General features: G+C 71.8%; 15 protein-coding genes. 11 read left to right on the forward strand and 4 right to left on the reverse strand.

Going from position 1 to position 17828, the window contains the following annotated elements; genetic code table 11:
• Positions 1-243: 243 nt before the first annotated feature.
• The 3 genes from GWK25_RS42195 (at position 244) to GWK25_RS42205 (ending at position 3469) form a co-directional block, all read left to right on the forward strand.
• Positions 244-1179 carry a DUF5819 family protein gene (locus GWK25_RS42195; protein ID WP_215456997.1) on the forward strand — a complete coding sequence of 312 codons (936 nt, stop codon included), beginning with the start codon at positions 244-246 and terminating at the stop codon, positions 1177-1179.
• A complete protein-coding gene (locus tag GWK25_RS42200) occupies positions 1176-2486 on the forward strand; it encodes an HTTM domain-containing protein (protein ID WP_374200681.1) in 1311 nt (436 codons plus the stop codon). Before GWK25_RS42195 ends, GWK25_RS42200 begins: the two co-directional genes overlap by 4 nt.
• A gap of 116 nt (positions 2487-2602) precedes the next feature.
• Positions 2603-3469 (forward strand): TrmH family RNA methyltransferase, encoded by an 867-nt coding sequence (locus tag GWK25_RS42205; RefSeq protein WP_374200682.1) that lies wholly within the window; start codon positions 2603-2605, stop codon positions 3467-3469.
• A gap of 23 nt (positions 3470-3492) precedes the next feature.
• Here GWK25_RS42205 and paaN read toward each other — a convergent pair whose 3' ends face one another.
• Entirely contained in the window at positions 3493-5199 is a 1707-nt protein-coding gene (paaN, locus tag GWK25_RS42210; protein ID WP_215456998.1) for a phenylacetic acid degradation protein PaaN, read from the reverse strand.
• 201 nt (positions 5200-5400) lie between these two features.
• Between paaN and GWK25_RS42215 the strand changes: the two genes are divergently transcribed.
• Positions 5401-6918, forward strand: a complete 1518-nt coding sequence (locus GWK25_RS42215; RefSeq protein WP_215456999.1) for a 3-hydroxyacyl-CoA dehydrogenase — start codon at positions 5401-5403, stop codon at positions 6916-6918.
• A complete protein-coding gene (locus tag GWK25_RS42220; RefSeq protein WP_215457000.1) occupies positions 6915-7505 on the forward strand; it encodes a TetR/AcrR family transcriptional regulator in 591 nt (196 codons plus the stop codon). The genes GWK25_RS42215 and GWK25_RS42220 overlap by 4 nt, the downstream gene beginning before the upstream one ends.
• 93 nt (positions 7506-7598) lie before the next feature.
• Here the strand turns inward: GWK25_RS42220 and GWK25_RS42225 are convergent, their stop codons facing one another.
• The gene (locus GWK25_RS42225; RefSeq protein ID WP_184906658.1) at positions 7599-8084 is read right to left on the reverse strand and encodes an Lrp/AsnC family transcriptional regulator; all 486 of its coding nucleotides are present in this window, start codon (positions 8082-8084) and stop codon (positions 7599-7601) included.
• 189 nt (positions 8085-8273) lie between these two features.
• Here GWK25_RS42225 and pdhA point away from each other — a divergent pair, with 189 nt between their 5' ends.
• The 6 genes from pdhA (at position 8274) to GWK25_RS42255 (ending at position 15498) form a co-directional block, all read left to right on the forward strand.
• Positions 8274-9410 (forward strand): pyruvate dehydrogenase (acetyl-transferring) E1 component subunit alpha, encoded by a 1137-nt coding sequence (gene pdhA, locus GWK25_RS42230; RefSeq protein ID WP_215457001.1) that lies wholly within the window; start codon positions 8274-8276, stop codon positions 9408-9410.
• A complete protein-coding gene (locus GWK25_RS42235) occupies positions 9407-10411 on the forward strand; it encodes an alpha-ketoacid dehydrogenase subunit beta (protein WP_215457002.1) in 1005 nt (334 codons plus the stop codon). Before pdhA ends, GWK25_RS42235 begins: the two co-directional genes overlap by 4 nt.
• Positions 10411-11862, forward strand: coding sequence for a dihydrolipoamide acetyltransferase family protein (locus tag GWK25_RS42240; protein ID WP_215457003.1), 1452 nt, complete (start codon positions 10411-10413; stop codon positions 11860-11862). Before GWK25_RS42235 ends, GWK25_RS42240 begins: the two co-directional genes overlap by 1 nt.
• A gap of 114 nt (positions 11863-11976) precedes the next feature.
• On the forward strand, positions 11977-12942 hold the full coding sequence (locus tag GWK25_RS42245) for an NTP transferase domain-containing protein (RefSeq protein WP_215457004.1): 966 nt from the start codon (positions 11977-11979) through the stop codon (positions 12940-12942).
• The gene (locus tag GWK25_RS42250) at positions 12939-14294 is read left to right on the forward strand and encodes a molybdopterin molybdotransferase MoeA (protein ID WP_215457005.1); all 1356 of its coding nucleotides are present in this window, start codon (positions 12939-12941) and stop codon (positions 14292-14294) included. Before GWK25_RS42245 ends, GWK25_RS42250 begins: the two co-directional genes overlap by 4 nt.
• A gap of 112 nt (positions 14295-14406) precedes the next feature.
• Positions 14407-15498 carry a TrkA family potassium uptake protein gene (locus tag GWK25_RS42255; protein WP_215457006.1) on the forward strand — a complete coding sequence of 364 codons (1092 nt, stop codon included), beginning with the start codon at positions 14407-14409 and terminating at the stop codon, positions 15496-15498.
• A gap of 81 nt (positions 15499-15579) precedes the next feature.
• On the opposite strand, the gene GWK25_RS42260 is transcribed toward GWK25_RS42255, so the two are convergent.
• Entirely contained in the window at positions 15580-16428 is an 849-nt protein-coding gene (locus tag GWK25_RS42260) for an ABC transporter permease (RefSeq protein ID WP_215457007.1), read from the reverse strand.
• Entirely contained in the window at positions 16425-17456 is a 1032-nt protein-coding gene (locus GWK25_RS42265) for an ATP-binding cassette domain-containing protein (RefSeq protein WP_215457008.1), read from the reverse strand. The genes GWK25_RS42260 and GWK25_RS42265 overlap by 4 nt, the downstream gene beginning before the upstream one ends.
• Positions 17457-17828: the final 372 nt, after the last annotated feature.

The following is a 17828-nucleotide window of genomic DNA, read 5'->3' on the forward strand; positions in this document are numbered from 1 at the left end:
GGCGACGGTCGGGTGACGAACGCCTGGTCCGGCGGGCGGCAGCGCGGCGGCAGGGGCTTTCGGGAGAGAAGCGGACCACACCGCGCCGTAAGGTGTCCCCCGCTGTGGATAACCTCTGGGGTGCCGTGTGAGCGGTGTGACGATGTGACTGCTGTGGCCATCGGGGCTGTGCCGGAGGAACACGGCTGAGTAAGTTCCGGTGGGGAAGTCGACCGGGTAGTGCAAATCGGGGAGCTGGGCGCAATGGACGCGAACGACGAGGACTCGAACGCCCGGCGAGGGCCGGACGAGCCCGAGAACGACGCGGCCTCGGTGCGCGATGCGCCTCGGAAGAGTCCGAAGAGCCCGGATCATCGACCGCCTCGTGAGGAACCGACGCCGTCGCCGCACCCATCCGAGTCCTCGGAGCCGCTGGTGGGGTCGCCGGCGGAGGTGTCCCCCTCGGGGCCGGAGCGGATAGCCGAGCCGGTGCAGCCGGCCTCCGGTATCGCCGCGCTGACCCTGCCGTACCAGATCGCCGTGGCGCTGGTGCTCGCGATCGTGGCGGTGACGACCTGCGCGCATCTCGGGCTGGTGTTTCTGCACATAGCCCCCTCGAACACACTGACGAAGCAGCACGGCCGAGCGGTCGACGAATGGGTCTACCCGGAGTTCGAGCAGAACTGGAAGCTGTTCGCGCCGAACCCGCTGCAGCAGAACATCGCGGTGCAGGCGCGCGCCGAGGTCCGCACGGCCGACGGTGAGGTGCGGACCACCGGCTGGTACGACCTGTCGGCGCTGGACGGCGCCGCGATCGACCACAATCCGGTGCCCAGCCACACCCAGCAGAACGAGCTGCGCCGGGCCTGGGACTTCTACACCGCCACGCATGACGGTGAGCACCGCGCCACCTCGTCGCGCGGTGATCTGTCCGAGCGCTATGTGCGCCGCATCGTCGTGATGCGCCTCGACCGTGAGCAGGCCGGCGGCCCCGGCGGCGAGCTCGAGCGCATCCAGCTCCGGTCCCGTACCACCAATGTGCAGCCGCCCGAGTGGAGCGAGGAAAAGGTGTCCGACAAGCCCGTCGTCCGCGAGCTGCCCTGGTGGTCGGTGACCGACGACGACCGGACGGACGCCGCCGCCGACGCGGCCGGTGCCGACCGTGCCGTCACCGGTCGGACGGAGGCGAGCGCCGGATGAGCTCCATGAGCCCGCCCCACCCGGCTCCGCCGGTGAGCCCCGTGGGACGCCTCGTCGCCGCGATCGGCAACGGCATCACCCGTGTCACGGATCGCGCGCTGGGCCCGTACCAGAGCGCGATCATCCGGATCGGCTTCTCCGCGACCTGGCTGCTGTTCCTGCTGCGCGAGTTCCCGCACCGGCGCGAGCTGTACGGCCCCGACGGGCCATGGAGCTTCGAGCTGGCCCAGCGGCTGATCGCGGACAACCACGCCTTCACGGTGCTGATGTGGTCCGACAGCATGGTGTGGTTCGAGATCGTCTACGCCCTCGCCGTGCTGTCGACCTTCCTGCTGCTGCTCGGCTGGCGCACCCGCGCCGTCAGCGTCCTGTTCATGGTGGGCGTGCTCTCGCTGCAGAACCGCAGCGTCTTCATGGGGGACGGCGGCGACAACGTCATCCACCTCATGGCGATCTACCTCGTCTTCGTCCGCTGCGCCCAGGTCTGGTCGCTGGACGCACGGCGCGCACGGCGCACGCGCGAGCGTCTCGAGCGCGACGGCCGAGCGCAGGAGGATCTGGTCGGGCCCGTCCTGTGGTGTGTGCTCGGTTTCGCGCTGCTGGTGGCGACGTTCGGCGGCCTGATCCCCGGGGGCCTGTTGGGCGGCTGGCTCACCTTCTTCTGGGGTCTGTGGGCGGTGCACGGCCTCTGGTGGGTCGCCGGGCGCGTCGAGTCGGACACCAAGCCGCGTGCGCTGCTCGACATCGTCGGCAATCTCTCGCACAACGCCGCCCTGGTCGTGATCATGGCCGAGGCGTGTCTGATCTACGCGGCGGCCGGCTGGTACAAGGTCCAGGGCTCGCGCTGGCAGGACGGCACGGCCGTCTACTACCCGTTCCACCTGGACTACTTCTCGCCCTGGGCCGCGCTGTCCGACCTGATGTCGTCCAGCGCCACGATGGTGATGCTGGTGACGTACGGGACGGTGATCGTGCAGGTCGCCTTCCCGTTCACGCTCTTCAACCGGCGGGTCAAGAACGTCCTGCTGGCGGTCATGATGACCGAGCACGCCGTGATCGCCGTCGTGCTGGGACTGCCGTTCTTCTCGCTCGCGATGATCGCCGCCGACGCCGTCTTCCTGCCGACGCCCTTCCTGAAACGCCTGGGTGGCCTGGTGGCACGCGCGCGTGACCGCGTCCTGCGTCGTGTGCCGCCCGGCGGCGGCCGGACGATCCCGGGCCAGCGCGTCCCGGGGCAACCTCCGCTCCCCCAGGAGAAGCAGGAGAAGGGGCCGGCCGAGCAGCCCCCCGTAGGCTTCACCGCATGAACGATCCGGTGAGCGCGCCAGGGGGCGAAAAGGCGGGCGGACCTGCGAGCGAGGCGGCTGGCGGACCCGAGGGCGGAGCGGCGGGCGAGCCTGGGGGCGGAGCGGCGGCCGGGCCGATGGCCGGACCCGCTGGCTACCCGGCGAGCGGATCACCCGCCCGTCCTGCCGACGCCTCGGTGAGCGAATCAGCCGCCCGTCCAGCAGGGATCCCGGCGAGCGCATCGCCCGCGTCCCCGGCCGGGGAACCCGTGCGGGCCTGGCGTCGTCTCGTCGACACCGCCGTCCTGCTCGACGGATTTCACGCCCTCAAACACGCCGTGCGCTTCGGCGCCGACGTGCCGGTGGCCGTCACCGTCGACCGTGCGGCGGCGCTCGCCCTGGCCGACGACCTCGCCCCGGACGTACGGGACCGTCTCGCGGGTCTCCTCCAGGAGGTCCCGGAGGAGACGTACCGGACCCTCGTGGCGCGGCCGCACCCCACCGCCGTCGCCGCCCTGGCCGTGCGCCCAGCGCGCGAGGCCCATCTGGCGGCGCTCGCCCGCATGCCGCGCTCCGCCCCGGTCGTCGTCCTCGACAACCCGCGCAACCTGGGCAACGCGGGCGCCGTGATCCGCCTGGCGGCCGGCTTCGGCGCGACCGGCGTGGTCACCACGGGCACCATGGACCCCTGGCATCCCACAGTGGTGCGCGGCGGGGCGGGCCTGCACTTCGCGACCGCCGTGGAGCGCCTGACCGTGGCCGATCTGCCCCCGGGCCCCCTCTTCGCGCTCGACCCCGAGGGCGACGACCTCCGGGGGCTGAAACTCCCGGACGACGCCGTCCTCGCCTTCGGCTCCGAACGCAGCGGTCTCTCGGCAGAACTGCGTTCCCGAGCCGACCACTTGCTGTCGCTGCCCATGCGGCCCCAGGTCTCCAGCTACAACCTGGCGACGAGCGTGGCGATGACGCTGTACCACTGGAGCGCGGGGTCGGGCGCCCCCTGAGGGGCGCTCAGCGGTGTGATCCGCTATGCCTCACGGCGCACTTCGACGACCCGGAAACGGTTGGCGACGAACGCCCCGTCGCACAGGGCCGCGTTCGCCGCCGGGTTGCCACCGGATCCGTGGAAGTCGGAGAACGCCGCTGTCTGGTTGACGTAGACCCCGCCCGTGAGGTTCAGCGACAGCTGCGCGCACTCCTCCAGGCAGACCTCCTCGACGGCCTCGGCCACCTCGTCGGAGGTCGTGTACGCGCCGACGGTCATCGCGCCCTTCTCGGCGATGGTCCGGCGCAGCAGGTCGAGCCCGTCCGCCGTCGAGTCCACGGCGACGGCGAACGACACCGGCCCGAAGCACTCGCTCAGGTACGCGGCCTCGTCGTCGGTCCGCTCCCAGTACTTGCGCGCGCCGTCGAGCTTCACGATCACCGGCGTCCTGACGACCGCGTCCGGGAACTCGGGGTGGGTGATCTCCCGGGAGGGGAGCGCGACTTCGCCGAGGGACGCGGCCGCTTCGAGGCGGGCCTTGACGTCGGGGTTCACGATCGCGCCGAGCAGCGCGTTCGCGCGCGCGTCGTCGCCCAGCAGGCCGCCGACGGACTTGGCGAGATCGGTGACGACCTCGTCGTAGGACTTGGCGCCCTCGTCGGTGCTGATGCCGTCGCGGGGGATGAGCAGGTTCTGCGGGGTGGTGCACATCTGGCCGCTGTACAGGGACAGGGAGAAGGCCAGGTTGGAGAGCATGCCCTTGTAGTCGGCGGTGGAGTCGACGAGCACCGTGTTGACGCCGGCCTTCTCCGTGTAGACCTCCGCCTGGCGGGCGTTGGCCTCCAGCCAGTCGCCGAAGGACGTGGAGCCGGTGTAGTCGATGATGCGGATCTCGGGGCGGGTCGCCAGGGCCTTGGCGATGCCCTCGCCGGGGCGTTCGGCGGCCAGCGCGACCAGATTCGGGTCGAAGCCGGTCTCGGCGAGGACCTCGCGGGCCACCTGGACCGTGAGGGCGAGCGGCAGCACCGCACGCGGGTGGGGCTTCACGAGCACCGCGTTGCCGGTGGCGAGGGAGGCGAACAGGCCCGGGTAGCCGTTCCACGTGGGGAAGGTGTTGCAGCCGATGACCAGGGCGATTCCGCGCGGGACGGGCTTGAAGCTCTTGGTGAGCGCGAGCGGGTCGCGCTTGCCCTGGGGCTTGCTCCACGCCGCCTCGTCGGGGGTGCGCACCTGCTCCGCGTACGCGTAGGCCACCGCCTCCAGGCCACGGTCCTGGGCGTGCGGGCCGCCGGCCTGGAACGCCATCATGAACGCCTGGCCGCTGGTGTGCATGACGGCGTGGGCGAACTCGTGGGTGCGGTCGCTGATGCGCTTGAGGATCTCCAGGCACACCGCCGCGCGCGCCTCGGCGCCCACGTCGCGCCACGCGCGCTGCCCGGCCTTCATGGCGGGCAGCAGCGTGTCCACGTCCGCGTGCGGGTAGGTGACGCCCAGCTCGATGCCGTACGGGGAGGTCTCGCCGCCCACCCAGTCGTCGGTGCCGGGCTGGCCGAAGTCGAGACGGGTGCCGAGGAGGGCGTCGAAGGCCGCCTTGCCCTCGGCCATGCCCAGGCTGCCGTTCTCGCCGTACGCCTTGGGGTGCTCGGGGTGGGGCGACCAGTACGCGCGGGTGCGGATCGCTTCCAGGGCCTGGTCGAGGGTGGGCCGGTGCTGGGCGATCAGGGCGTGCGCGGACGGTTCGACGGCCATGCTTGACCAACTCCTCACGTCAGGGGCTCTTCATCGAGTCCTGACCTGGGCAGGAACGAATTCGGGGGGTGGCGCGAAGCGCCTCGTGCAGGGTGGTGGTGGGCGACGGGCGGGCGGACAGAGTTAGAGTAACCGAACGATCGGTCGGGACAAGGGGGTCCGCCGCATCTGTGGACAACGCCGTGCGGGAGGATCGCGCACATGACAGCACTCGACCTCAGCAGCCCCGTGGCCGTCGTCGGCACCGGCACCATGGGCCAGGGCATCACCCAGGTCGCGCTGGTCGCCGGTCATCCCGTACGTCTGTTCGATGTCGCGCCCGGTCGTGCCCGGGAGGCCGCAGAGGCGATCGGCGCGCGGCTCGACCGGCTCGTCGCGAAGGACCGCATGAAGGGCGCGGACCGCGACGCCGCGCGCGCCCGGCTGCACGCCGCCGAGAGCCTCGCCGACCTCGCGGACTGCGGCCTCGTCGTCGAGGCCGTCCTGGAGCGGCTGGACGTCAAACAGGAGCTGTTCCGCGCTCTGGAGGACATCGTCGGCGAGGACTGCCTGCTCGCCACCAACACCTCCTCCCTGTCCGTCACGGCCATCGGCGGTGCCCTGCGCAACCCGGGCCGTTTCGTGGGCCTGCACTTCTTCAACCCCGCGCCGCTGTTGCCGCTCGTCGAGGTCGTCTCCGGGTTCGCCACCGACGTCACCTCCGCCACGCGCGCGTACGAACTGGCGCGCGTCTGGGGCAAGACACCGGTCGCCTGCGCGGACACCCCCGGCTTCATCGTCAACCGCATCGCACGGCCGTTCTATGCGGAGGCCTTCGCGGTGTACGAGGCGCAGGCCGCCGAGCCCGTCACCATCGACGCGATCCTGCGGGAGTGCGGCGGGTTCAGGATGGGCGCCTTCGAACTGACCGACCTCATCGGGCAGGACGTCAACGAGTCCGTCACCCACTCCGTCTGGCAGGCGTTCTTCCAGGACGTGCGGTTCACGCCCTCGCTCGCCCAGCGACGGCTCGTCGAGTCCGGCCGGCTCGGCCGCAAGACGGGACAGGGCTGGTACGACCACACCGACGGCGCCGAGCGCCCCGAGCCGCACACCGCCGAGCCGGTGCCCGCACCGGCGTACGTCGTCGTCGAGGGCGACCTCGGCCCCGCCTCCGACCTGCTCACCCTGATCCGGGAGGCGGGCATCCCCGTCCGCGAGGACGAGGAGGACCACGGCACGCGGCTCGTCCTGCCGAGCGGCGGCCAGCTGGCCCTCGCCGACGGGCAGACCTCCGTGGAGTTCCGGGACGTCGTCTACTTCGACCTGGCGCTCGACTACCGCAGAGCCACCCGGATCGCGCTCTCCGCCTCCCAGGACACCTCACCGCAGACCCTCACCGAGGCCACCGGCCTCTTCCAGGCGCTCGGCAAGGACGTCAGCGTCATCGGGGACGCACCCGGCATGATCGTGGCCCGCACGGTGGCCCGGATCATCGACCTTGCGCACGACGCCGTCGCCAAGGGCGTGGCCACCAAGGAGGACATCGACACGGCGATGCGGCTGGGCGTCAACTACCCGCTGGGGCCCTTCGAATGGAGCCGCAGGCTGGGCCGGAACTGGGCGTACGCCCTCCTGGACGATCTGCACCTGCGCGACCCGTCCGGACGCTACGCGCCGTCCCTGGCGCTCTACCGCCACGCCTACGCCTCCGACAAGCGGGAGGGCACCTCCTCATGACCACCGCCAGACGCGACACGTACACCCCGGAGACGCTGCTGTCCGTCGCCGTCCGGGTCTTCAACGAGCGGGGCTACGACGGCACGTCCATGGAGCACCTGTCCAGGGCGGCCGGTATCTCCAAGTCGTCGATATACCACCACGTCACCGGCAAGGAGGAGTTGCTGCGCCGGGCCGTCAGCCGGGCGCTGGACGGCCTCTTCGGGATCCTCGACGAGGAACCCGCGCGCGAGGGGCGGGCGGTGGAGCGTCTGGAGCACGTCGTCCGGCGCATGGTCGAGGTGCTCATGAACGAGCTCCCCTACGTGACCCTGCTGCTGCGGGTGCGCGGCAACACCGACACCGAGCGCTGGGCGCTGGAGCGGCGCCGCGACTTCGACCACCGGGTCGCCGAACTGCTGAAGGCGGCGGCGGCCGACGGGGATGTCCGGGGTGACGTGGAGGTACGGCTCGCGACCCGGTTGGTCTTCGGGATGATCAACTCGATCGTGGAGTGGTACCGGCCGGACGGGCGGGGCATGGGCGAGCGGGAAGTGTCCGACGCCGTGGCGCATTTGGTGTTCTCGGGGTTGCGCGCCGAGGGGTGAGCCGTCCTCGGTGGGCGCTCCTCGGCGCCCGCTCCTTGACGCGAGCGTGCGCCTGGGCGTCGTGCGGCGGGGCAGCCCGGTCCTCGGGCCCGCTCAGCCCTCCGGTTCCACGTCCTCCTCCTCGAACACCAGCAGCGTCCGCGTGCTGAGCACCTCCGGGATGGCCTGCAGCTTGGTGAGGACGACCTCGCGCAAGGCTCTGTTGTCCGAGGTGTGCACCAGCAGCAGGACGTCGTAGTCGCCGCCCACCAGCGCGATGTGGGCGGCGCCGGAGAGCTGGCGCAGCTGGTCGCGGACCGTGCGCCAGGAGTTCTGCACGATCTTGAGGGTGATGTAGGCCGAGGTGCCTTTCCCGGCGCGCTCGTGGTTCACGCGCGCCCCGAAGCCCCGGATCACGCCGTCCTCGATGAGACGGTTGATGCGCGCGTAGGCGTTGGCACGGGAGACGTGGACCCGTTCGGCGACCGACCGTATGGAGGCGCGGCCGTCCGCCTGCAGCATGCGAAGGATGTCCTGGTCTATGGCGTCCAGCGGTCGAGGGGGCGGCAGCGCCGGGCCGTGCTCCGACGGCTCGGCCATTTGTTCAGGTGCCATGTGCCCCCGCCTCCCTACCATGGACGTACTGCGTTCATTTGAGGTTGTGCAGAACCGTTTGTCCACAGCCTCGGGGTGCCTGTAGCCAAAATGCGCCAACGACCGAACAATCGGTAGGTGAGACGCGTCACAACCGTGCCGCGTCCCTGAGCCACTCCCACGAGGAGGTGCCGTATGACGGTCATGGAGCAGCGGGGCGCGTACCGCCCGACACCGCCGCCCGCCTGGCAGCCCCGTACGGACCCCGCGCCGCTGCTGCCCGACGCCCTGCCGTACCGCGTGCTCGGCACGGACGCAGCCGCCGACGCCGATCCCACGCTGCTGCGCCGGCTCTACGCCGAGCTGGTGCGCGGCCGCCGGTACAACACCCAGGCCACGGCCCTGACCAAGCAGGGCAGGCTCGCCGTCTACCCCTCCAGCACCGGCCAGGAGGCCTGCGAGGTCGCCGCCGCGCTCGTCCTCCAGGAGCGGGACTGGCTCTTCCCGAGCTACCGCGACACGCTCGCCGCCGTCGCCCGCGGCCTCGACCCCGTCCAGGCGCTCACCCTGCTGCGCGGCGACTGGCACACCGGCTACGACCCGCACGAGCACCGTGTCGCGCCCCTGTGCACCCCGCTCGCCACCCAGCTCCCGCACGCCGTGGGCCTCGCGCACGCCGCGCGTCTCAAGGGTGACGACGTGGTGGCGCTCGCCCTGGTCGGCGACGGCGGCACCAGCGAGGGCGACTTCCACGAGGCCCTCAACTTCGCCGCCGTCTGGCAGGCCCCGGTGGTCTTCCTCGTCCAGAACAACGGCTTCGCGATCTCCGTCCCGCTCGCCAAGCAGACCGCCGCCCCGTCGCTCGCCCACAAGGCCGTCGGCTACGGGATGCCGGGCCGTCTGGTCGACGGCAACGACGCGGCGGCCGTGCACCAGGTGCTCGCCGAAGCCGTGGCCCACGCGCGCGCGGGCGGCGGACCCACGCTGGTCGAGGCGGTGACGTACCGCATCGACGCCCACACCAACGCCGACGACGCCACCCGCTACCGGGGCGACGCCGAGGTCGAGACCTGGCGCGCGCACGACCCGATCGCGCTCCTGGAGCACGAGCTGACCGAACGCGGACTCCTCGACGAGGACGGCATCCGGGCCGCCCGGGACGCCGCCGAGGCGATGGCAGCCGACCTGCGCGAGCGCATGAACCAGGACCCGGCGCTCGACCCGATGGACCTCTTCGCCCACGTGTACGCCGAACCCACCCCCCAACTGCGCGAACAGGAAGCCCTGCTGCGGGCCGAGCTGGCGGCGGAGGAAGAAGGGGCGCACCGATGACCACCGTCGCGCTCAAGCCCGCCACCATGGCGCAGGCGCTCACCCGCGCCCTGCGCGACGCCATGACCGCCGACCCCACCGTGCACGTCATGGGAGAGGACGTCGGCACCCTCGGCGGTGTCTTCCGGGTCACCGACGGCCTCGCCAAGGAGTTCGGCGAGGACCGCGTCACCGACACCCCGCTCGCCGAGGCGGGCATCCTCGGCACGGCCGTCGGCATGGCCATGTACGGGCTGCGGCCGGTCGTGGAGATGCAGTTCGACGCGTTCGCCTACCCGGCGTTCGAGCAGCTCATCAGCCATGTCGCCCGGATGCGCAACCGCACGCGCGGCGCCATGCCGTTGCCGATCACGATCCGCGTCCCGTACGGCGGCGGCATCGGCGGCGTCGAGCACCACAGCGACTCCTCCGAGGCGTACTACATGGCGACCCCCGGCCTCCATGTCGTCACGCCCGCCACCGTCGCCGACGCCTACGGGCTGCTGCGCGCCGCGATCGCGTCCGACGACCCGGTGGTCTTCCTGGAGCCCAAGCGCCTGTACTGGTCCAAGGACACCTGGAACCCCGAGGAACCGCAGAGCGTCGAGCCCATCGGCCGCGCGGTCGTGCGCCGCAGGGGCACCAGCGCCACCCTCATCACCTACGGCCCGTCCGTGCCCGTCTGCCTGGAGGCCGCCGAGGCGGCCACGGCCGAGGGCTGGGACCTCGAAGTCGTCGACCTGCGGTCCCTGGTGCCCTTCGACGACGAGACGGTCGCCGCCTCGGTACGGCGGACCGGACGCGCGGTGGTCGTGCACGAGTCCGGCTCCTACGGCGGACCGGGCGGCGAGATCGCGGCCCAGGTGACCGAGCGCTGCTTCCACCACCTGGAGGCCCCTGTGCTGCGCGTCGCCGGGTTCGACATCCCGTATCCGCCGCCGATGCTGGAACGGCACCATCTGCCCGGCGTCGACCGGATCCTGGACGCCGTGGGGCGCCTGCAGTGGGAGGCGGAGAACTGATGGCCCAGGTGCTGGAGTTCAAGCTGCCCGACCTCGGCGAGGGACTGACCGAGGCCGAGATCGTCCGCTGGCTCGTCCAGGTCGGCGATGTCGTCGCGATCGACCAGCCCGTCGTCGAGGTCGAGACGGCCAAGGCCATGGTCGAGGTCCCCTGCCCCTACGGCGGTGTCGTCACCGCCCGCTTCGGCGAGGAGGGCACGGAACTGCCCGTCGGCGCGCCGCTGTTGACCGTGGCGGTGGGAGCGCCGGTCACCGACGGTTCTGCCGGGACGCCGGGCGCGGGCACCGCCGACAGGAGCGAGGGCTCCGGCAACGTGCTGGTCGGCTACGGCACCGGGGCGCCCCCGGCGCGCCGCAGGCGGGTGCGGCCGGGCGAACCGATCCGGTCCGCGGGCCCGGCGGCGCCGACGGTGGCGCTCGACTCCGTCGGGACGGCGGCAGCGCCGGACACCTTCCCCGGTCGGTCGGACGGGGCCGTTTCTGCCGCCTCCTCCGCTCGCCCGGAGAACCTCGCGCCGGACACCTTCCGCGCCCGCCCGGACGGGCCCGTGCCCGTCATCTCCCCGCTCGTCCGCCGTCTCGCCCGGGAGAACGGGCTCGACCTGCGGGAGCTGCGGGGATCGGGGCCCGAGGGCCTGATCCTGCGGGCGGATGTGGAGCAGGCGCTGCGGGCCGCCAAGGCTCCGGTCCAGGCACCCCCGGCCGTGACCCCCACGCCGGCCGCGACTCCGGACTCGCGGTCCGTGCCCGCGGGCACCGCCTCCGGTACCCGGGTCCCCCTCCGTGGCATCCGCGGCGCCGTCGCCGACAAGCTCTCCCGCAGCCGGCGTGAGATCCCGGACGCGACCTGCTGGGTGGACGCCGACGCGACGGAGCTGCTGAACGCCCGCACGGCCATGAACGCCGCCGGAGGCCCGAAGATCTCGCTCCTGGCGTTGCTCGCCCGAATCTGCACCTCCGCGCTGGCCCGCTTCCCCGAGCTCAACTCCACGGTCGACATGGAGGCCCGCGAGGTCGTACGGCTGGAGCAGGTGCACCTCGGGTTCGCCGCCCAGACGGAACGAGGGCTGGTCGTCCCCGTCGTGCGGGACGCGCACACCAGGAACGCGGAGTCGCTCGGCGCGGAGTTCGCCCGGCTGACCGAGGCGGCACGCACCGGCACCCTGACGCCCGGCCAGCTGACCGGCGGCACCTTCACGCTCAACAACTACGGCGTGTTCGGCGTCGACGGCTCCACGCCGATCATCAACCACCCCGAGGCCGCCATGCTCGGTGTCGGCCGCATCGTCCCCAAGCCGTGGGTGCACCGGGGCGAGCTGGCGGTACGGCAGGTCGTGCAGCTCTCGCTCACCTTCGACCACCGGGTGTGCGACGGCGGCACGGCAGGCGGCTTCCTGCGCCACGTGGCGGACTGCGTCGAACAGCCGGCGGTGCTGCTGCGCACGCTCTGATCACCGGCGTCGCCCGGTCGGGTCCGGCCGCCAGGGCGGCACCGGACCCGACCTGGCCGGGAACGCGCGCCCTCCCCCGTTCCCAGTGATCGTGGAGGCCCGCATACTCGGAGGGTGACCGCGTACGAGCCCCCTGGGTACCCCGGTACCGACGTGTTCGACGCCGTCGTGCTCGCCGGCGGTGCCGCCCGGCGGCTCGGCGGCACGGACAAGCCCGCCGTGCGCGTCGGCGGACGGGCCCTGCTCGACCGAGTGCTGAGCGCCTGCGCCGGGGCCGGGACGACCGTGGTCGTCTCCGACCCCCGGCCCACCGCGCGGCGCGTCCTGTGGGCCCGCGAGGAACCCTCCGGCGGCGGCCCCCTCGCCGCGCTGGACGCCGGACTCCGGCACACCACCGCGCCGTACGTCGTCGCCCTCTCCGCCGACCTGCCGTTCCTGGACGAGAAGACGGTACGGCGGCTGCTCGACGCCCTCATGGCCGACGCGGGGACCGCCGACGGCGTCCTGGTCGCCGACCCCGACGGCCGTGACCAGCCGCTCGTGGCCGCCTACCGGGCCGAGGCCCTCCGCCGCGAGCTCGCGCGGCTCGCCGTCGAGCACGACGGGCTGACGGGGCTCCCCCTGCGGCGGCTGACCGCCGCACTGCGCCTCACCCGAATCACCGACCCCCTCGCGTCCTTCGACTGCGACACCTGGGACGACATCGCCGCCGCCCGCGCACGGATCAGGGAGCATGGCCACGTGTTGGATGAATGGATTTCCGCAGTCAAGGACGAGCTGGGGATCGACCTCGACGTCGACATCACCGATCTGCTCGACCTCGCCCGTGACGCCGCCCACAGCGTGGCCCGGCCCGCCGCCCCGCTGACCACCTTCCTCGTCGGCTACGCCGCCGCCAAGGCCGGGGGAGGCCCCGAGGCCGTCACCGAGGCCGCGCGCAAGGCATCCGCCCTGGCCCTGCGCTGGGCCGACGAGGCCACTCCCGAGGCCGAGCCGGCCGCCGACCCCGAAGCCGCCCCGGAGGTCCAGCACCACCCCGGGCCCGGCGCCGGCCAGGACACCGGCCCGGCCGCCGGATGACCGCCCAGGACGCCGAGGAACTCGACGTGGAGGAGGCGCTGGCCGTGGCCAACGACAGGCCCGTCCGAGGACAGGCCGAGCCGAGCTCCCCCCGCGAGACCCCCACGGCTGGTCAGACCGGCGCGCACCGCGCCAAGGACGATTCCCACCACCGGGCCACTTCCTGGCCCGAGGCCCGGGCCGTCGCCGAAAGCGCCGCCCGCTCGGCCGGGCGTCGGGCCGCCGTGTCGGTCACCGTCGACAAGGCACTCGGTCTCGTGCTCGCCGCCCCGCTGACCGCCCTCACCGACCTTCCCTCCTTCGACACCTCGGCGATGGACGGCTGGGCGGTCGCGGGCCCCGGCCCCTGGGCGGTGCGCGCGCACGGAGTGCTGGCGGGGCACGGCGAGTCCGGCCGGCTCACGGACGGGGAGGCGGTCCGGATCGCCACCGGCGCCCGTATCCCGCCGGACACGACCGCCGTCCTGCGCAGTGAACACGGCCGCACCGACGACAAGGGGCGACTGCACCCGACCCGGGACCTCGCCCACGGGCAGGACATCCGGCCACGGGGCCAGGAGTGCCGCAACGGCGACCAACTGCTGCCGCTCGGCACGCAGATCACCCCGGCCGCGCTCGGACTCGCGTCGGCCGCCGGGTACGACACGTTGAGCGTGGTCCCCCGCCCACGCGTCGAACTGCTCGTCCTGGGCGACGAACTGCTCACCGAGGGGCTCCCGCGCGAGGGCTCGATCCGGGACGCCCTCGGACCGATGCTGCCCTCCTGGCTCCGGGCACTGGGCGCCGAGGTCACCGCCGTACGTCGCCTCGGCGACGACGCCGACGCCCTGTACCGGGCGGTGAAGAAGTCCTCGGCCGACCTCATCGTCACCACGGGCGGCACGGCGTCCGGGCCCGTCGACCATGTCCACCCCACTCTGCGTCGCGTCGGGGCCGAACTCCTCGTCGACGGGGTGAAGGTGCGCCCGGGCCACCCCATGCTGCTGGCCCGCATCAAGCCGGATCAGCACCTTGTCGGGCTGCCCGGCAACCCCCTGGCCGCCGTGTCCGGGCTGTTCACGCTCGCCGAGCCGCTGCTCCGCACCCTCGCCGGGCGCGCCGCCCCGGAGCCGTACACGATGCCGTTGCGGGAGGCGGTGCACGGGCACCCGTACGACACACGGCTCGTGCCGGTCGGTCTGCGGGGTGATGACGCCCTTCCGTTGCACTACAACGGTCCCGCTATGCTCCGCGGAATCGCCACCGCCGACGCCCTCGCCGTCGTACCGCCGGGCGGCGCTCGTTCCGGCCAGGAGTTGGAACTGCTCGATCTGCCCTGGGCGACGGCGGGCATCCAGGTGTGTTTCACGTGAAACGTCGATATGGCCCACCGGCCTTGCGGCCAACGGTGTTTCACGTGAAACAACACGCAGTCGGGGGCGGAGTGCAGCCAGGGGATGTACGCCGAAACGGGGAGTGTTTCACGTGAAACTTCCGGGCCAGGACGCGATCGCCCGCAATGCGGACGAGCGTCACGTGACCCACCAGGTGAGACTGCCGAAACAAGAGGTCGAGCGGCCGATCCGGCAGGTCGGCAAGCGACTGGCGATGGCTTTGTTCGTGCTGGTCTCCACCGCCTTCATCGTCTATGCCGACAACGAGGGGTACAACGACAACTCCGACGGTTCGGTGGATCTGCTCGATGCGTTCTACTACGCGACCGTCACCCTTTCCACCACCGGATACGGCGACATCACCCCGGTCAGCGATGCTGCCCGGTTCACCAATATCTTCGTGGTCACGCCGCTGCGTGTGCTGTTCCTGATCATCCTGGTCGGCACCACGCTGGAGGTTCTCACGGAGCGCACGCGCGAGGAATGGCGACAGAACCGCTGGAGGGCGGCCTTGAGGGAGCACACCGTTGTCGTCGGCTGGGGGACGAAGGGACGGTCGGCGGTCCAGACCGTCTGCGCGACGGGTCTGAAGAAGGAACAGATCGTCGTCGTGGACCCGAGCTCGAAGGCCATCGAGGCGGCGACCTCCGAGGGGTACACGGGGGTCATCGGGGACGCGACCCGCAGTGATGTGTTGCTGCGGGCCGAACTGCAGAAGGCGCGCCAGATCATCATCTCCACCGCGCGGGACGACACCGCCGTCCTGGTCGCGCTGACCGCCCGCCAGCTCAACCGGGGCGCGAAGATCGTGGCCGCCGTCCGGGAAGAGGAGAACGCGCCGCTGCTGAAGCAGTCCGGGGCCGATGTCGTCATCACCAGCGCCAGCGCGGCCGGACGGCTCCTCGGGCTCTCCGTGCTCAGCCCCGCCGCCGGCATGGTGATGGAGGACCTCATCCAACAGGGCAGCGGGCTCGACATCGCCGAACGGCCGGTCATAAAGGCCGAGGTGGGGCGAGGTGTTCGGGAGACGGAGGACCTGGTGGTCAGCGTGCTGCGCGGACACCGGGTGCTGGGCTACGACGATCCGTCCATCGGTGAGCTGCAGTTGACGGACCGGCTGATCACCATCGTCCGGGCCACCCCGAGCACGAAGATCACCCCCGAGACCAAGCACCTGCCGTAGCGGGAGCGAAAGCCGTAGCGGGAACGAAAAGGGTGGCCCCAGGGATTCCGCACCCCGGGGCCACCCTCTTGGACTGATCGCCTACTTGCGGTTGTACAGCCGCATCGTGATCGGTCCGAAGACCAGCACGAACAGGGCGGACCAGCCCAGCGTCCAGGCGAGCTCCGCCGTCGGCCAGTCGCCCGCCATCAACTCGCGGACCGCCGAGGCCAGATGCGTGACCGGGCTGTTGTTGACGAACGCCTGGAGCCAGCCCGGCATGGTGCTCGGATCGACGAAGACGTTGGACAGGAAGGTCAGCGGGAAGATCACCATCATGCTGACGCCCATCACGGACTTCTCGGTGCGCAGCATGAGACCGAACATCGTCCAGATCCACGAGAACGAGAACGAGAAGACGATGAGCAGCGCGACCCCGGCGACCACACCGACCACGCCCCCGTCCGGGCGGTAGCCGAGGATCATGCCGACGGTGAGCATCACCACGGACGCGATCGCGTAGCGCAGGGCGTCGCCCAGCAGGTAGCCGACCATCGTCGACGGCCGCCAGATGGGCAGTGAGCGGAACCGGTCGAAGACACCCTTCTCGATGTCCGTGTTGACCGAGACGCCGGTGTACATCGTGATCATCACGACCGACATCACCAGGATGCCGGGCAGCAGGAACTGGATGTACTGCTCCGGTGAGCCGGCCAGCGCCCCGCCGAAGAGGTACGTGTACATCAGCACCATCATGATCGGGAAGGCGGTGACGTCGAAGAGCTGCTCCGGTACGTGTTTGATCTTGAGCATGGCCCGCCAGCCGAAGGTCAGCGAGGCCGACACGGCGCTGGGCCGCGGCGGGCGGTCCTTGGCGATGAGCAGCGCGGCGAGCGACTCGGCGCTGACGGGGGCGAGTTCCTTGTTGTCGGTGGTGGTCGCCGTGCTCATGCCGCTGCCTCGTCCTTCGTCTCGGAAGCGTCGTCGGCCGGTGTGGCCGCCGCCTTGGTGTCGTGTCCGGTGAGGGCGAGGAACACCTCGTCCAGGCTGGGTTGGCCCAGCGAGAAGTTGTCGACGGTGATGCCGGTGCGCGCCAGCTCCGCGAGCGCCCGGGCGGCGGCCTCGGCGGCCCCTTGTCCGTTGGCGGATCCCGCGCCGACGCGAGCCGTCAGCGCCACCGGGTCCGGCTCGCGCTGCACGTCGGCGTCGAGGGCGAGGCGCAGCACCTCCTCGGCCTGCGGCCGCTGGGCCGCCTCGCGCAACCGCAGATGGACGGAACCGGCGCCCACGGACGCCTTCAGCTCACCCTTCGTGCCCTCCGCGATCACCTTGCCCTGGTCGATGACCGCGATCCGGGACGCCAGCTGGTCCGCCTCGTCCAGATACTGAGTGGTCAGCAGCACGGTCGTGCCCTGGGCGACCACCGCGCGCACGATGTCCCACACGTGGTTGCGGCTGCGCGGGTCGAGGCCGGTCGTCGGCTCGTCCAGGAACAGCAGGTCGGGCGTGTTGAGGATGGACGCGGCGATGTCGATACGGCGCCGCATGCCGCCCGAATAGTGCTTGACCTGCTTTCCGGCCGCGTCGCTCAGTCCGAAGGCCTCCAACATCTGACCGGCGCGCTGCCGGGCCGCTCGCTTGCCGTGGCCGAGGAGCCGGGCGAGCAGCACCAGGTTCTCGCTGCCGGTGAGGTCTTCGTCCACGGACGCGTACTGCCCGGTCAGGCTGACCCGGCCGCGTACCTCGTCGGCCTCCCGGACGACGTCGTGTCCGAAGACGTGCGCCTGGCCGCCGTCGGGGCGCAGCAGTGTGGCGAGCATCTTCACCGTGGTGGTCTTGCCGGCGCCGTTCGGGCCGAGGACGCCGTAGACCGTGCCGGCGGGCACGGCCAGGTCGACGCCGTCGACGGCCCGGGTCTCGCCGAACGTCTTCACCAGACCCGCGGTCTCGATCGCGAGGCCGGATGTCTGTGCGCTCATGTTGAGATCCTTCCGCGTACGGGGCCCGTGTCCGGGGCTACGCAAGGGGAGACCGCCGGGACCGCCGGAACTCATCGGTCGCCGCGCGGGAAAAACGTGGGAAACACGATCGCGTCGGCTGCTTCGGCATCGGGGCGAAGCGTGTCGGCGAGAACCCGTGCGGCCGTGGGGTCTCTACGGTCTCTCCGATGGGGGTCGATCGCACCCCAATTACGCCCGACCAGAGATGAACGATCAAAGGACCGAGGGCCGAACGACCGAGGGGCCGAACGACCGAGGGGCCGGCGGGGCCGGGCGGGGCGACGAGGGCAGGGCGGCGAGGCTGGACCGCGGTGGGAGTCCGCAGAGCCAGGTTGTGGGGCGGCCGGGGCG

Source organism: Streptomyces sp. ATCC 21386, from assembly GCF_018728545.1.
Lineage (GTDB): Bacteria > Actinomycetota > Actinomycetes > Streptomycetales > Streptomycetaceae > Streptomyces.

What these genes read in the sequence shown, in the direction of transcription:
- paaN (WP_215456998.1), bottom strand. Translation starts at nt 5,199, where the DNA reads ATGGCCGTCGAACCGTCCGCGCACGCCCTGATCGCCCAGCACCGGCCC.
- GWK25_RS42220 (WP_215457000.1), top strand. Translation starts at nt 6,915, where the DNA reads ATGACCACCGCCAGACGCGACACGTACACCCCGGAGACGCTGCTGTCC.
- GWK25_RS42200 (WP_374200681.1), top strand. Translation starts at nt 1,176, where the DNA reads ATGAGCTCCATGAGCCCGCCCCACCCGGCTCCGCCGGTGAGCCCCGTG.
- GWK25_RS42240 (WP_215457003.1), top strand. Translation starts at nt 10,411, where the DNA reads ATGGCCCAGGTGCTGGAGTTCAAGCTGCCCGACCTCGGCGAGGGACTG.
- pdhA (WP_215457001.1), top strand. Translation starts at nt 8,274, where the DNA reads ATGACGGTCATGGAGCAGCGGGGCGCGTACCGCCCGACACCGCCGCCC.
- GWK25_RS42235 (WP_215457002.1), top strand. Translation starts at nt 9,407, where the DNA reads ATGACCACCGTCGCGCTCAAGCCCGCCACCATGGCGCAGGCGCTCACC.
- GWK25_RS42250 (WP_215457005.1), top strand. Translation starts at nt 12,939, where the DNA reads ATGACCGCCCAGGACGCCGAGGAACTCGACGTGGAGGAGGCGCTGGCC.
- GWK25_RS42265 (WP_215457008.1), bottom strand. Translation starts at nt 17,456, where the DNA reads ATGAGCGCACAGACATCCGGCCTCGCGATCGAGACCGCGGGTCTGGTG.
- GWK25_RS42260 (WP_215457007.1), bottom strand. Translation starts at nt 16,428, where the DNA reads ATGAGCACGGCGACCACCACCGACAACAAGGAACTCGCCCCCGTCAGC.
- GWK25_RS42205 (WP_374200682.1), top strand. Translation starts at nt 2,603, where the DNA reads ATGGCCGGACCCGCTGGCTACCCGGCGAGCGGATCACCCGCCCGTCCT.
- GWK25_RS42215 (WP_215456999.1), top strand. Translation starts at nt 5,401, where the DNA reads ATGACAGCACTCGACCTCAGCAGCCCCGTGGCCGTCGTCGGCACCGGC.
- GWK25_RS42195 (WP_215456997.1), top strand. Translation starts at nt 244, where the DNA reads ATGGACGCGAACGACGAGGACTCGAACGCCCGGCGAGGGCCGGACGAG.
- GWK25_RS42225 (WP_184906658.1), bottom strand. Translation starts at nt 8,084, where the DNA reads ATGGCCGAGCCGTCGGAGCACGGCCCGGCGCTGCCGCCCCCTCGACCG.